The organism is Methylocaldum sp. GT1BB (assembly GCF_051027545.1).
Taxonomy (GTDB): domain Bacteria; phylum Pseudomonadota; class Gammaproteobacteria; order Methylococcales; family Methylococcaceae; genus Methylocaldum.
In genome coordinates this window covers 2,760,363-2,776,349 of record NZ_CP194902.1, presented here as the reverse complement: position 1 = coordinate 2,776,349, position 15,987 = coordinate 2,760,363, and the positions used below count along the sequence as shown (strand labels likewise).

6 protein-coding genes are annotated in these 15,987 nt (G+C 53.7%); 4 read left to right on the top strand and 2 right to left on the bottom strand.

The genetic code is table 11. The features are described 5' to 3' along the window. Positions 1–2 precede the first annotated feature (2 nt). Together ACR2TX_RS13780 and ACR2TX_RS13775 are read right to left on the bottom strand one after the other, a co-directional pair. The gene (locus ACR2TX_RS13780; RefSeq protein WP_434129839.1) at positions 3–7,514 is read right to left on the bottom strand and encodes a sacsin N-terminal ATP-binding-like domain-containing protein; all 7,512 of its coding nucleotides are present in this window, start codon (positions 7,512–7,514) and stop codon (positions 3–5) included. A 114-nt stretch (positions 7,515–7,628) separates the two neighbouring features. Further along, a complete protein-coding gene (locus ACR2TX_RS13775; RefSeq protein WP_086134583.1) occupies positions 7,629–11,414 on the bottom strand; it encodes an AAA family ATPase in 3,786 nt (1,261 codons plus the stop codon). Between the two features lie 281 nt (positions 11,415–11,695). Here ACR2TX_RS13775 and mads1 point away from each other — a divergent pair, with 281 nt between their 5' ends. The 4 genes from mads1 to ACR2TX_RS13755 are packed head-to-tail and all read left to right on the top strand — an operon-like array spanning position 11,696 to position 15,977. Beyond that, a complete protein-coding gene (gene mads1 / locus ACR2TX_RS13770) occupies positions 11,696–11,905 on the top strand; it encodes a methylation-associated defense system helix-turn-helix domain-containing protein MAD1 (protein WP_086134582.1) in 210 nt (69 codons plus the stop codon). Next, entirely contained in the window at positions 11,902–12,300 is a 399-nt protein-coding gene (locus ACR2TX_RS13765) for a hypothetical protein (protein ID WP_434129837.1), read from the top strand. The genes mads1 and ACR2TX_RS13765 overlap by 4 nt, the downstream gene beginning before the upstream one ends. Positions 12,301–12,321: 21 nt before the next feature. Beyond that, complete coding sequence (locus ACR2TX_RS13760; protein ID WP_434129835.1) at positions 12,322–14,448, top strand: HsdM family class I SAM-dependent methyltransferase; 2,127 nt, start codon at positions 12,322–12,324, stop codon at positions 14,446–14,448. Next, a complete protein-coding gene (locus tag ACR2TX_RS13755; protein ID WP_434129833.1) occupies positions 14,448–15,977 on the top strand; it encodes a hypothetical protein in 1,530 nt (509 codons plus the stop codon). The genes ACR2TX_RS13760 and ACR2TX_RS13755 overlap by 1 nt, the downstream gene beginning before the upstream one ends. Positions 15,978–15,987: the final 10 nt, after the last annotated feature.

Below are 15,987 nucleotides of genomic sequence, written 5' to 3'. Positions count from 1 at the left end.
GGCTATCTCATGAGTATCGTTGCGAGCTGCACTTCGCCGTGCGCTACGATTCGGAGCGGTATATCGTAATCGCCACCAAATGTCGGATCATCGATTGCATCGGAAAGAATCTGATATATCTCTTCACTTGATTGTGGTTCGTCAAACCCTAGATCAACGAAGAACTGTCGAACGCTCCAACTTGGAATAAATGCTCGCCGTTGAGCGTGGTCTGAACAGAGAATACCGGTGCGTAAAAGCTCGCGAATCACAAGGTGCTGACCATTTTTCAAACTACGTTCCAGCGACGGTGCGGAAGACTCTTCATCACCCTGAAAAATTGGATCAACACCGGGACTCAACAACGACGCAAACTCGCTGCCGGAACGCTGATCAATTGTCCTAAAGACATGCACATACACGTCCAGCCAACGAGCCACACGGTAAAGGCGCGCGAAGTTATCCATCCATAGGCCGTACTCTTCGCTGTCAATCTGCTTTTCGCCGTATTCTTGAAGCACCTTCAGCCATGCAGCTGAGTCTTCCTGGGGTTTCACATTACAGAAAACATTCCACCATCCTTTGCTATCCAATGACTGAATAAAACCCCTGTGCTGGCTATCCTTTACCCGCCCCATTCTTTGAGTGAGGCCGAGGCCGAACAGCGTCATCCACGCGCGTCGATCCGCAGGGTCGGCAGAGAAATCACGGGACACATTTGCCGGCCAAAACTGTTGCTCGTACCGAAGCAAATGTCGGTCGCGGCCTTCTGATTCCCACCACGAGGCTATCCTTGCCAGCTTCTCCGCCCCATCGATTGCATCCGTTTCATCTGTCTCTGAAAACATTGGAGCCTGGTAAGTAATCGATTCCGGCCGTAGACGGAAGAGAGTTTCCAATTTCACTTCGTCCGGAAGTTCCCTAAGTAAACCAAGGTGGTCATCCAATTTCTCAAGCCATGTGTCACTGATACGATTGCGGAGTAACTGCGCAACATCTCGGGCTTGTTCCCCTTTCCCGAGATAAAGCAATGCGCCCCGGCGGGCCTCGTCGGTATCGGCCTGCAGGACAAATTGCGCAATTACATCGGCAGCAAGGTTGCTTTCACTCCTGCACTGGCAAAAGAAGAACAAGCTGTCGTCCACATACTCATTGACGAGTAAATGCCTCTTGGGCGCAAAACCGGTAATAAGCCTTTCATCGGGATCATTCGACCCGCTGCTAACAAGAGATGATGCAGGGCTCCAAGAGCCCGCCTGAGACAAAAATCGTAGCGATACAAAACTGGTCCTAGCTTCCGCTTGCTCTAGCCAGGACGCCTCTACTAATAACACCGCTGTAATTTGTTGTAAGCAGGCCGCTGTAACCGCATCACAACGCTGGTCGTCGATGCTCGCGATGATGCTTTTAATGGAGAGTTTTTGTAATTCCTGGCAACAAAGCTCAGCTGCAAAGCCTGCGAGGTCGTCCGCAATCCAGTGCGACTTAGGATAGCGGTTCAAAAAGGCTGGCCACTTTGAAAGCGCACGAAGGACAGCCTCGGATCGCAACCAAGCTGTGGGGAATGCTGCTAGGGGCAATGTAGATGCAACAAATCCCCCAAAATCCCCTGGAATGCCATTTGGAATGAAACCGCTAGCTTTCATTAGTTTGCCAAACGCTTCGCTCACAATCTCATGGGCAAGTCTGTAGACTTCTGCTTCGATCGCCTCGCGTCTCTGCTGAAATGCACGCCACAGACTTGCCCAAAATTCAGCCTGGGATACATCTGATGCTAGATCAAATTGATTGCGAACAGCGTCCCAGTCCGACTGACCGGCTCGATAAATATCCGAAAAAGCGCCCCCTAACTCACGTCCAAGCTGCTTGGCAAGCTCATAGTTATGGCTGCTGTGCGATGCTAACCGTGATCGACCTGCATCAACTTCAAATCCCGCATTCACAATGAAGCCGACGGACTCCGATTCGCGTGTCGGTGCTGTCACCCAGAAAGGCGGAACACGTCCATCAAACTTATCGACGCTACGCGATCCAAGTTTAAGCACGACAGTGCCGGACTCTCCGCGAAACACGAGCAGATTAGCTTCGCTCCACCCTGTTGAAGTGGGTATATCAGCTGTCCCCACTTCGAACATGCCGATCTTGGATCGTACTTTCCAATGTCCGCGAGGTACGGGCGCAGCTATCCCAGAAATCCGAATCTCATGGATCGCCCGGCCGAAAATGGCCTGCAATCCGGACAGCACTGTGAATCGCTTAAGAACCTGGTCCCGTAAGGACTCATCGTCGATTGGAATCTCGGTAACGGTTCCTCGGCGCCGGATGTGTGATGACCATTTGTGCAAAACCTCTGCAGCTTCTTTAGAGCCGCCCCACGGCTGGGGGAGGACACCACCGACAATTTCAAACCGAAGATCACCGCTGAGAACTCGAGGAGAATCGGTTGCTAGCAGAACACTTTTGAATCCAAGGCCGAATTTTCCGGTAACACCGGAGGACGAGCTTTTATCTGATGCGGATAAAATCAGCATTTTTTCGAGGTCGCACCGAAAATCATCGGCATGTTCCTCTTCTACCGGCGGACAGTAATTGATGGGACGCCCCCAATGGCACGCTCGAACTACGTTATCGCGTATATCGACGATGAACTTATCAGCTATGTCATCTTCGTCCATGCCGCAACGAAACCTTTGACTTAGTCTGTTAAGTTCTATAGATGCATCATCCGCGTTCTGAAACAGCTCAAATAGAATTCCGGAAGGGTCATATTGATAGTCGCGCAATTTAGCACGCACGGCCTCCAACACGTCCGCTTGTACGTCCTCTCGCTTGAGGATGTCTGCTAGTTCGTCAAGAGATCTGCGGAGGGCAGTATTCGACCCGTCCGCTTCATGATGGACTTCGTTTCTTGACTGTTCTGCCTCAGTCTTTGCACGACGAGCCTTGTTATAGCGTTTCAATGCAGCGGCGAGATCCGGGTTCTTTTTCTGAGCGCCAATTTGGCGAAGAACAATCGGCAGGTTGTCGAGAATCAATGCTCGTGCGACCGACAATTCGAGTTGATCACTCTCCTCCAGTTGCTCCCATAGCCCCCGCAAGTCGGCATGATTTTGGGCGTATGCCTCGCGCAAAATGAAAGTCGTGCTATTCTGCAGGATCTGCGATAGCTCTGCCGGGGGTAGTTCTGCCAAGTTCGGAATTTTGCGAATGCGCACTTCAACCGAATAACCCCCTCTCCAGTAGAGCCCTCCCGCGACGAGGTTTTCAACGGTGCTTGTCAGCGGAACTTGTATGGAGTCCGCAAAAAGGTTTGAAACCTCAATCGAGTCACCATGAATTTCTCGAATACCTACACGAAGGAGACCAAATGCCTCCTTCGCGGACGTGTCCTGCATCCATCCGCGCACGCCATCGCTTCGCTCACCGGGCACGTGCCAATTCAAAGAGTCATAGACCCAATCAACCGAATGCGGCTGTAGCCACTTCTCGGACAGCGAGCGAAATCGTGTCCCGAGTACGCTGATGAACGCACCCACGGTAGGTGATCGCACCAACGGTTCCCAATCATCGAAGTAGTGCGCGAGAACTCCCGGTGCAGCGTCGACCATCAACTCGAATCCAGCGAGCTCACACTCCGACACCGCAGCCTGATCGCCTTGACCTCCAACTCGGACGATCAGATCACCCAGAATTTCCGACAAGCGGTGGTCGAGAACATGGCTACCCTCCAGTTCAGCTCCCCCATCGCACAACTCAGTGCTGGGTCTCCAAGAGCCAGCTTTTGATAAAAGATCTAGCGAGCGCAAGAGACGAATGGCGTCTTCGCGCGGATAGATGGGCAGAAGTTCCAGATATAGCGAAAATGCCGCGATTTGACCACTTTCGTCTTGCGAATGGCTCGAAAGCTCCTTAAGAGCAAAGGCAATCTTTTCGATGGGTATCTTTCGCCGAATATTGGGCAGAATTTCAGTACAGACCAGATCCGGGTCGAATACTTCGAGGCAGCGTCTGACAACCTGCCACCCAGGAAGATCCAAAGAGCAGACGAAAGGGAGGAGTTCCCGAAGGTCGGACACCTGCAGGGCACGGATCTCTCCTACGTAGTAGTCCTCCACCTCACCCAGCAGCAGACCTAACTGTTCGGCTGCCACCGGGCCGCACGAAAACAGGCACTCCACACTCGCAAATCCACGGTGTGAACGGAAGGCTTCATTAATCGCGCTTACACCAGCAAAGCAATAATCAGCTTTCGAGGCGAGCCGGTCTATGTCGTCGACAAGGTCGGGCACATCAATGACATCCATCGGACGGACGATTCCGCCGTTACGCAGCGGGACCCACTTGGCCGACCGAAGCTGATCCAGAAGTTTCGGAGCCAAGTCATTGCACGATGCATGACACAGCTGATCAAGAATCAGATGCCATATTTCCAGAGGACGATCGAGATCAAGAGTGATCCGAATTGCGGCATTGGCATCGAAACCATGCAGGAAACGACGCTGGTTATTGGAGTGAGCGGAATCATCGCTAATTTCGATGATTCGACATCGCTCTTGCAGCTCTGGCGGTACCCGATGATCTGTCCTGAGAAAGCACCACTCGTCGATGGGACCTAAGTCGCCATGCACATCTCGATGCAGGGGGAGCGATAGCCAGAGATGCCGATCGTCGATCGCCCCCAGTATTGCATCCCGTTCAACGTCCGAGAAATCTGACGAGTCGATGACCGAGAAATCTTCTATCTGTTGGAGCCGTGCTATCACTTGGCTTCGATCAACGGGTTTGATCCCAATTTCTTCCCACTGAACCCGTGGTATCGAGTTAGCCAAGATAGACGAAAGCACGTTCCAATGCGCCTGATCAACCATTTTCCATGTCTTGATCCACGGCGAACTGCTGTGGCTAGGTTCTATCCAAAGAGGACTTGCATCATCATGGAAATGCTCGGACGCCCCATGAAGCAGATATCGCAATCCACGCCGTGTCTCGATATCTCGCATCCCTTCGTGAGCCTTCTTGATCAGCGCAAGCCGATCGCCCTCGCTGCCAAGGTACTTTGTGCCCCCGTTGATCGCGATACATCTCAAGGCATCCGTCGGCGATCCGCTCTGCAGGATCACGCCTGCGCCTGCTTCGCGGAGAATTTTCCCGGTTGCGCTATCGATGACGAGGATGGATTCACTCGGAACGGCTCGCGCGATCAAGGGAACCAAACCCAGCCGATCCTGAGCCGACGTTCCGCCTGAAAACAAGAAAAGATTCCCTCTTCGATGCAAGTCCATCAGCGCCGTCAGACTGCTCGCCACCTGCTTTCTTGTCCGAGGACAAACTGCCCGAATAATGCGGAGGTTCGGGTTGACGCGGAGAAAGCCGGCCCGTTCCACCTCATTCTTACGAAGACCCAGGAGATACTCAGCCGTTCCCAGTAGGTGATCGACACTGTTGGAACCAGTTTCGCTTCCTACCAGACCATCAACCACCTTTAGCCACGCGGAGAGATCGTTCTCGCTCGGTTCAGCCACTGACGCATGACCATCACCTGGATCGAGATCTAAGGGTAAGAGCAACGTGGCAGTATCCACTGTGAAAAGCTGATCAAAAACGGCTGATGGAATCGCATTTTTTGCAGCCGGATCTATGGTCCCAATCGCAACTCGACGTCGTGGCTGCAAAAATCTAAGAACAGTACGAAAACGTTCCCTGTTTTTCCGAATTTCCTTTAGCGGAATGGTGCGAAAAACCCTGCGAAGAAGTGTGAACAGTGCATCCTGGATCGACGAGACAGATACGTACCTTCGTTCTTCCTGTTCGAGAAAACTGGCAAGGTAATCCAAGCCAGTAGAGGTCCCGAACGCCCGCATCAAATCGATTCGCTGGGGAAGTTCGAGCGCGCGCGCCAAGCTCGCTTCATCCCATGTCGAATCGCTCAACGACAAGCACGGCTTCGTTGCATCATAAAAAACAGCATCGGGAAGGTTGGAAAGCCCAGGAAGCACCATCCAGGGTCTCTGTGGGTGGTCATTCGGTGCCTTTGGAAGCGGCAACAACTTCAGTCCGCTTCGGCTATTGATCAATTTCCATTGGCGCCCTTCTGCCGACATCACACAAGCCCATGACTGGCCGCTACAGATGTAGGTCTGATATTTTGAATAAAAGGACTGCCCACTGTCCGAACGAGCAGATCGGAGAGCCTCTGTTAGCTGAGTGATGTCATCGTCGGACAAGCGGTTATTGGTGACGAAATCCGCAAGAACCACGAGGATGTTCGGCAACACAAGACCTTGTGCTACGGATTGGTTCCATGTGATGGCCAAAGCCGCTTCATCGAGATCATCGAAGTTTGACAGCGGAGGTTCAGCTAGCTTGCCGTATCCGTTTATTCCCCGGCGCCCGGCATCAACAAAGAACTGGCCATGCAATATAAATCTGTATTGGCGCGAAGTACCCGGAATCGGCACGGAATATGTGTTTTGCCCTTCTTCCACGGGCAAGAATACCGCCCAATCCAGAGATAGTCGCCCAGCGTCACCCTCGATAGCCTGCAGGGCCACGGCCGCTTCCGCGCGAGACTTATCTGGAACTTGCTCGAATTGCCTTTGCTCGTTAAGTCGAAAGGATTTTGGCCAGGACTCTAGTGCACGAAGCCGCTCAAAATATGTAGCTGCAGGATCGTCGTCCGCCGGAGCCCGCTGAACACCGCTAAACTTGATGACCGACTTGGTCGAACTGGATCCGACAACACGACCGGATACCTTCACGTTCGGAGTCTTGTGATCCAGACGGAGGTTTTCATTGCTCTCAATTCGAATAGTGAATCCCGGAAACGTAGCATCTCCAACATGCTCGATGACTCTGAGATGCTTGAGGAGAGGCAACACGAATCCAAGAGCTTTCTCAAGATCGCCATTACGGAGGAAATGCAGTTCGTCCGAGCCGGAATCGCCCGGATAACGCTCGACAATCGCTCCGACTTCGCCACCCAAATCGCTCTGCTTGTGACTCTTACGTCGTAGAGGAATCCACATCAGGAACCACGAGTCGCCCTGATCGACGTATTTCTCCCCGATCTCTTGAAATTTCTGCCAGTCCGAATCGGATACGTCTTCCCACGCGTTGTGAAACTGTTCCTCAGCAATGTCTGAATACCAAGGATTCAATATGCGTTTATGTGTTTCGCTCCCGTCGAACGCGACGTAAAAGAAGGCTTCGCAGAGATGAAATACGCTCTTCATCCCGAGCCCAAACTTGCCTATCGCGCTGTCGTCTCCCGCTTTTGTATTGATGCCAAAATACTCAATAGCGGTGGCGTCAGACTTCTTGAACTTTCCGTTGTTGAATATCCACAAAGCGGGTCCCGCCAGTAAAGGATGTTGCGTTGACGAGCCGAAACCGGAATGGTGACCAAAAACGATCCGTGTGGCCTCTGCATCGTCGGCGTTCTGGATTAACTCTTTAAGAATTGGAAAACCGCTGTGATACCGGTCGCGTAGCGTCCGAGCGATTTCAGTAACTAAGTGCTGACGTAAACCCGGCATTCCGTCAATCTCAAGACTCTTGTTCGACGTATTGAATGCGAAGAAGGATCGATGCCCGCTTTGGGCGCTGCGATACTTTCTTATTGGTTGTGATCACAGATCCGTCGACGCTAGTTAGGACAACACATCGTCGATGATCCGGTTGATCAGGCTCGAATCAATACCACCGTGCTCATCGTCTTCTGTCACGATGAGGCTGGCGACTTCTCCACCGCCTTCCTCATAAGGCAGCACCCCGTTTTCGCGATACCACGCCAGTTTGTCCTTCCAGCGTCTTCGATACCCTTCATCGGTCATCATCCCGCAGTGCTCCCAAATGAAGGTCTGCCCGGTAGAGGCGTTCTCGATTGTGAAGTCCGGCAACTTTTTCGAACCGTCTTTGCCTAGGAAGGGCAACTCATAGGCCGCTTCAATACCCCTGGAGTACAGTGCATCGTCGATGATGACCTCGGACTTAGATCGCAACCAGGTGCCACGGCGAGAGCGGTGAATCAGTCCTTCTTCGATATACCGTCCGTCCTCTAACTTGACGGGAGCAGGCTTGAACTCCGGCCTCTGCTTTTCGAACAGGTTTGTGAATCGCCTGGGTGTCTCGGCGCGTTCATCCGAAGCCAAGTTGCGCAGGCTGTTGATATCACCTTGATGGAGTATGACTACGCGCTGCTGCTGGCGAGTCAAAGCCGTGTAGAGAAGTTCTCGAGTGACCAGCGGATGCTTTTCCGGAAGAACCAAGATCGTGATGCCGAATTCGCTGCCTTGTGCTTTATGCACTGTTACCGCATAGGCCAGCTCGAGCTTCGGGGTGCCTTCGTCGTCAAAGTCACCTGCGTTGTAATCGTATGAATACCCGGGTTGCGATGAAAACTCGACTTTGGTCAGCCACGGAAGCCCTTTCCAGGTATCGGTAACTCTTTTCATCTGCCCGGTAACGACCCCAATTTCACCATTGGCGATATAGCCGATGGCTCCTTCCGTTGGATAAACGTTCGAGCGCTTGTGATTGCGCACGTTGATGACCTTGTCACCATAAACGATCTCTTCGGGGCCGCGTGCCTTGGTGATACGGGCCTTACGTCGATCGAACGGTGGTGAATTGGACTCGCGAGCCCAGTCGATAGCCGTTTGGCGAAAAGTCTTCTGGACCAGGCGATTAATATCGCGCGAACCGAGGATCTGATTTCGAAGTGGCGTCAGTATCTGCCATGCTTCCGCTCTGCTCGCCGCACCGCGATTGAAGTAAACACGCTCGTTATATAGCCCGCCCCCGTATGTCTGCTCAAAGCCATTTCGGTCACTACGTCCCGACAGCTTCAACTCTTCACAAATCACATTAAGTAAGCGTTCCCGAAGTTCCTCATTGGTATTCCAAGGAACCCTGCGGATGCGACCGTCGATGTCATCGTGCGAAGTAAGCCTCGACCAGATTTCATCCTCGCCAGGAGGTAGTGGACGGCCACTGAACCAATTGGCCAATTGAAGGTCCGCCGGAAAACTCGCCGCCTTGCCGGATTTTTTATGGCGACGCTGAATGGTCAACTCGGCGTATCCCCTCCCGACCTTGGGGAAAACGCCTTCAAGATCGTCGGGGGTCAGAAAGCGCACGATGTCCACAAATGGACGACCCGCACCAATCGGCGGCAGCTGGCGGGGATCACCCACCAGTATTAAGCGCTCTACGCCCTGAAGAGCACTCATGAGGGCGCCGAGCATATCCTCCGTAAGCATCGACGATTCGTCGACGATTACGGTCTTGGCCGCGTTAAACTTTTCTCCCTTGGTCATGCGATAGGTGCCGGTTTCCGGGTCGTAGCGTTTGCCCCATTGTCCGAGGAACTGAGCAAGCGTCTGAGCATCGTGACCGCATTTCTGCCATAACTGGACACGGGCCTTGCCCGTTGGCGCGAGAAGCAAAATGCCTGAGCGAGCGATCTCTTGGTTTTTACATAGCAGTTGAAGCACCGTTGTCTTTCCGGCACCAGCCGGTCCGACAAAAACGGAAAACCTCGACGCCGCCAGTTCGGCGAGTGCTGCTGCTTTTTCTTGCCGTGCCTTTAATTCGTCCTCGTCCCCGGCATCGGCCGGTCCCAGCAGCTCATCCAGTTCGAAAGCCCAGTCCGCCTTGATTTCGTGCCGCTTAGGGCTCCTGACTCGTGCATCGATATCCTTGGCGACCAAATCCCTGATCTCGACATACCGAAACAACTGGTATGCGGGCTTCTCGTCTTTCAAAGTCACCGGCACGACTTCCGGCGACAACTGGTCGTCCAACGCGTCAAAGACGTCACCCGATACCGGACATGGCGGCTCAAGTTTCGCTTCTCGGATTGCCAGTACGATCGTGTCCCGTGGTAGCAACGTATGCCCCGCCAGCGCCCCGATTTCGAGTTGCTCGATCGTGAGGGCTCGAATACGGCGGGGATCGAGCGGGCCGCTCAAGGCCGAAGGTTCCGGCAATGGATGCTTCGTAGCGACAATCTCCGAAGGAAAAGTACCTCGATCGATGGTCATCGCCGATACAGGTTCAATCCTCTCATCGTCATTACCTGAATGAGCGAAACGATCCGCCTCGTAGATCAAATAGGGGTTTTTCAGCAACTGGATATCCAAGTACGGTATTCCGGCCTTCTCCCGTACCTCTCTGACGAAGTAACGAATCGCCTGCTGATTCGTAAGCGCAAACCGGGCCAGCAGTTTCAGCAAACTCCGACGCTCATCGGGCATCTTGATCCAGAGGTTCGTCAGATCCCGATTAACGAGCCGCTTCAGCTCATGAGGTAAATCCGACGGATCGCGCAGCACCTTGTCGACTAGTGGCCACGGATCGGCGTTCTCGTCGAGCTGCGAGGCCAGATAAAAAGCCAGAAAATTGCCGTGTTCAATACCAAAGGCGGTCAGCGCCGGACCGAGTCCCGGATACGGACCACGCAAGTTCCAAAGATCGGCTAAGCGTGCATCGATCCAACGCAGAGCACGGGCAATCGATTCGGTGTCAGCCAAATGCTGGCGTGCCGCTTCCAGCGCCGACTTGCATTCCAGCAGGGTTGCAATTGCAGCATCGTGGCTGACATGCTCGGTTGCGTAAGAAAATTCGGTCAGCCGATCGGCCGGGGAGAAAGCCAAGCACCGGGACCAGTCGACTTCCACACCGGAGGATGCCACCCGATCGGCAAGCTCCTTATACGGCATCAGGAAACCATCCTTGCCGTCCGGGGTGATTGAGTGCTCAACAACGATGTCCCAAATATATGGCGTATCGGCATCGGCCTTACCGGCTGTGCTGAACTGGATCGGCTGCCCGAATTTCTTTACCCGGCCGACGCCTACTACGACACGGCGTGGGTCCTCCGAGAAAGGGGTTTGCTTTGCATAGAAGAAGCACAGCGACTTTTCCGGAGAGACCGACCGAAAGAAACCCTCCAACATTGCCCGCTGATTTCGTCCGTTCTGAACCCATCCCGATTCGGCAAGCCACCGCGGCTCGGTGGGTTCACGTTCGGGCGAAAAATCGAGACGCCACTTTTCCGCAAACTCTTTCGCAAATTCTTTGTTCATCCACCGAAAGGGTATCGCCGACGCCGAATATCGCGGCTGGTGCAACGAGAGGGGCAACAGATCACGATGCTTCTCGCTCGATTGCTGGTATGGGTGCACAAGCGTTCGGTTAATGGAGAACGGCGCCATGAACGTCGCGCGTTCGGCCACGCAGGCAGGCAAATCGTCCGGAGCAAGCTGATCCACCCGCATTTCTGGGCGAAGCTTTTCACAATCCTGACGCTTCAACTCGGCGATGCGTGGCAGAATGACGCAAGCCCCGTTGTCGAGCGGCTTATTACAGACTGTTCCCTGCCAAGCATTGTCGTGCCAGGGAACGCGGATCGAAAGGTGATGAATGGCAGGCATGGTTTCTGGATTCTTAGTGTTGTTATTGAGTTAACACGAGTTTTGCGAGAACACCTCGGACGCCAGGCAGCGGACATTCTCATGACTAAACGGGAATGAACGTCGCCGAGTACCGCTGCCTCCCGTCAAGCCGACTATCGACATCACACGCCACTGCCGGTGGCGCGCCCGGCATGTGAGATTCGCTGGTGTCGGATGGCAGATGCACTAAATGTAGTCTATTGTATTTCTTTGACAATTCCCGTCGCCGCTTGGAATTTTCCGACTGAGGAAAAAATGCTATGAATGATGAAATCTTGACCATCAATGAAGTGGCCGAATACCTCAAGGTAAACGAGCGGACGATTTATCGGCTTGCCGCCAATGGTGAGATACCGGCTTTCAAGGTCGGCAACTCATGGCGCTTCAAGCGAGCCGAGCTGGAAGCCTGGATTGCGGCCAAGCAAAGCGACAGGCGCGCAACGGGAGCGGAGGGGGATCAAAAGAAATGAATCCTGCCCATCTGTTGGATACTATCCAGCGCACCCTGACCAATGGCCACTGTACGCTCGACCAGATTTGGCTTGATCATGCTCCGATCTGGCAACGACTGGGCTGGTCCAGGGAACAGGTTAGTCTGTATTTGGCCTGCCTGCCCGGCGTGCGGCAGTGCAGCATGCCCACTGGTGAAAAAGCATATGAGCTAGAAAGCTCGGTCAATGCTTCATCGAATAAGCTTGCGGACGAATTGGTGGCTTTGCTGGCCAAGGCGGGAAGGCCCATGCCACTGGCACAACTGCTTGGAAAGCTGCCCGCGGGCATGGTTGTGACCGAACCCATGTTGCGTGCTGCCGCCATGCAAGACGCGCGACTCGAACTGAGAGGCCCGTTGGTGAAGCTGGCTTAAAAACTGAAATCTCGAACAATAATGACGACCGAACAAACGCTTGAGCAACGCTATCAACAGATTCGCAAACACTATTCCGACTACACCGAGCACACGCCTCTCGGCTCAGACCACGACTTCGTGAAAGCCGGCCTGATCTGGGGCGTAATTCAAGGCAATCAAACCCCATCGATCCTGCTGATCGCGCTGGAACCCGGTCATTGGGAGTATTCGCGCGAAGACAAGCTGGATCAGCTCGCCTACGAACTGCTGGCCAGCGTCAGTGGCGACTGGCCGGTGTTCGCCCACTTGCAGGATGACAAGAACAGTCGCTGCTACTGTCTGTTTGGCGTCGATGGCAGCGACGGTACCCACTCGGTGGATGAAGTGCCCTCCATCGAGCTGATCCGGAACTACGAGAAACTGGAAAAGGACCCGACTTTCCGCTGGTCGATGCGCATCTACACCCGGCTGATGCACCGCTTCGATGCCTTCCACGAGCAGGTATTCCAGACCGTCAAGGACCGGGTCAATGATAAGAACGACATCATCGAGGAGGTGGCGAAGCTGCTCTTCCTCGAAACCTTTCGGGTGCATCACAGCGAAGAGCTGAGCTTCACCGATCACGAAGGCAAAACCCAACGCTTCCGCGAGGTGTTCGACTACAAATATGTGGCAAAGCACGGGGCGCATGCCGTCAAGCAAATTCAAGCCGCATTCGAAGCATTTAAAGGACATGACGATTATGTGGTGGTGAGCGACGACGGCACCCCTAATCCCATCTTCCCGCCGGATTCCCACTTGCGGCTGTCGCAGCCCAAGAACTTCGAAACCTTGCTGGAAGCCATGCAAAACCTCGGGCCGGTGACGGACAACCAGGGCCGGCCGATCCTCGGCAAAGAGGTCGGCACCCTGGCCGATGTGGCGGGCGACCTGCTGGGCCGCGTGTTCGACGTATTCTTGCGCGCCAACTTCGAATCGAAGGGTGGTTTGGGCGTTTTCCTGACGCCCAATCCGGTGAAGCAGGCCATGCTGGAAATCGCCATGCACGATATCCAGCAAGACAACGCCGCGATGGAGCGGCTGACCTCGGGCGAGTTCAGATTCTGTGATCCCACATGCGGCTCCTTCGGTTTCGGCTCGGTGGCGCTCAGCCATATCGAAAACGTGGTCGACCGTCTCGGCGGCATGAGCGATGCGCAGAAAACCAAACTCAAACGGACCCTGCGCGATAACGCCTTCACCGGCGCCGACACTGCTCCGCGCATGGTGATGCTGGCGCGCGTGAACATGGCCCTGCAAGGCGCCCCCAAGGCCAAGATTTTCTACACCGACAACTCGCTGACGACCAAAGCATTCAAGCCCAATAGCTTCGACCTGATCTGCACCAATCCGCCGTTCGGCACGCCGAAATTCACCAGCGATAAGAAAGGCAAGGAATCCAAGGAGCGCTACGAGGCGCAGATGGAACAGGTGCTCGGTGGTTTTCGCCCCGCCGTAAAAACCGTCGACTATTTCCACACCTATTACAGCTACACCAAAATGAAATGGGAAGACACCGGCGACCTGTACCTGGATGAGGACGGCACGCCCAAATGGCCGGGCTACCGCACCGATTTGCGCAATGTTTCCACCGGCAAGAAGCCGCAATACCGACTTTCCCCCACCACCAGCGGCTTGGCCCTAGGCAGCAAGCCCGATGGCAAGGGTAACTGGAAACCGGTCGGCGCCACCATCGACCCCGCGGTGCTGTTTATCGACCGCTGCCTGCAACTCCTGCGCCCCGGCGGCCGATTGCTGATCGTGCTGCCCGACGGCGTGCTGTGCAACTCGGGCGAGCGCTACGTGCGCGAATACATCATGGGCAAGAAGGACGAGAAAACCGGCCAATTCGTCGGCGGCAAGGCCATCGTCAAGGCGGTGATCTCCTTGCCGGCGGATACCTTCAAGCTCTCCGGAACCGGCGCCAAGACCTCGGTGCTTTATCTGCAAAAGCGCCAGGCCAGCAAGGAGCGTCCCGAGCAGTTCCTGCCCGAGCCTCAAGGCGATGTGTTCATGGCCGTGGCGGAAACATTGGGCTATGTGGTGAAGAACAATATCGAGGATTACTCGGTGGGTGTGCCTAATGATCTCGATAGGATTGTTGGTGCTTATAAGAGGAGTGAGTGATGGTTGCAATCGTTAGGGTCCCAGTTGCTGATTTCTCTCCTGAGCGACTGGACACGGGGTTTTATTCCCAGGAATTTTATGCTGCAAGGGCACAGATTCATCAAAGCGGCTTTAGCCTTGAACCTATCGGTTCAGTGTGTGAACCCTGGCAATTCGGTGCCTATGCGCTTTGCAACGATATCGTCTGGGCGGATGCTGAAACCGGTGTCCCATTTATCAAGGCTGAAGCGATCGAAAGCCCCTTGATTGATGAATCCGCACTGTCTCACGTCACTGAGGCCACTCATTCTTTGCTATCAAAGTCAGCACTGAGAGCTGGCGACATCATCATGTCGACGTCTGGCACAGTCGGCCGATTGGCTGTTTTGCCTGAGACTATCCCCGTTGCGAACTCAAACCAAGACACTATCAAGTTCAGCCTCAGTGAAACAAGTTACGACTCGCACTTCGTAGCAGCTTGGCTTACGACTAGATATGCGCAAGCCTTTATGTCCCGTGAGGCAGGAGGGGCAGTTCAGCAACACATATATCTCTATAACTTTAAGCGGCTGCCTTTACTCAAAGTGTCCGCTGTAGCCCAAAAATACATCGGCGACAAAATCCGACAAGCCGAGCGGCTACGGGCTTGGGCAAAGGAGTTGGAACAGCAACTCGATACTTTTGTTTCGGCTTATCAGCCTAGTCAAAAGTTACCATCCAGTCTGACATCGAAAGTGTCGCCAGATCTATTGACCGATATGCTGACTGCGACAACCTATCGAGATCATTACCTCAATAACCAGAAAAATCTGCGTTCCCTAGGAAAAACAGTTTCGGTTTTCGATCTTCTCGAAAGTGTTACCAATGGATTCGACGAACGAACAGAACTGAAAGATGGATTGCCCTATGTAAAAGTGGCCCATGTGAAGCCCGGATACATCGACTTGCGACATGCTCCTAGAGTCCGAATCGCTGCACTTGAAGATGCCAGCTACAAACAAAAGCCAAAAATAGGTGATCTTCTGCTGACCCGCAAAGGCACTTTTGGAATCGCTGCGGTCGTGATGGAAACAGAAGAATTCCTGTGCTCTAGCGAGGTGTTTGCTTGTAAGCCCAAAAAATCAGAACTCATGCCAATTCTTTCATGGTTCTTGAACTCCATGGCCGGAAATATGCAGTTTTGGCAGTTCTCGACGGGGACAACAATGCCAGGCATCAATCAAGACAACTTGGGCAACATTGTTATTCCTGACTTTTCCAGAGCAGACTTGGACAAGTTCAATCAAATTCACGAGCTGAGGTTTAAGACGAAGAAATACTCGGAACAACTGACTGAGACAGCAAAATTTCTCGTTGAAGCTCTAATCGAAGGCCAGCTCGACGGAAGTCTGCTGATCGCCGCCCAAAACGGGCTGCAAGCCAGCGACGACACCCTCGATCGCAGCATCCTGACCCATCTAAAAACCGACGGCGTCGATGGCGCTGGGCCACCGCTCTTCGCCGACCTCGACCAGCTCTATGACTTGCTCGCACAAGCAGAGCAAACCTAGGCACAAGAGA

Excerpts from the sequence above, each read along its gene's own strand:
- ACR2TX_RS13780 (WP_434129839.1), bottom strand. The coding sequence starts at position 7,514 with ATGCCGGGTTTACGTCAGCACTTAGTTACTGAAATCGCTCGGACGCTA.
- ACR2TX_RS13775 (WP_086134583.1), bottom strand. The coding sequence starts at position 11,414 with ATGCCTGCCATTCATCACCTTTCGATCCGCGTTCCCTGGCACGACAAT.
- mads1 (WP_086134582.1), top strand. The coding sequence starts at position 11,696 with ATGAATGATGAAATCTTGACCATCAATGAAGTGGCCGAATACCTCAAG.
- ACR2TX_RS13765 (WP_434129837.1), top strand. The coding sequence starts at position 11,902 with ATGAATCCTGCCCATCTGTTGGATACTATCCAGCGCACCCTGACCAAT.
- ACR2TX_RS13760 (WP_434129835.1), top strand. The coding sequence starts at position 12,322 with ATGACGACCGAACAAACGCTTGAGCAACGCTATCAACAGATTCGCAAA.
- ACR2TX_RS13755 (WP_434129833.1), top strand. The coding sequence starts at position 14,448 with ATGGTTGCAATCGTTAGGGTCCCAGTTGCTGATTTCTCTCCTGAGCGA.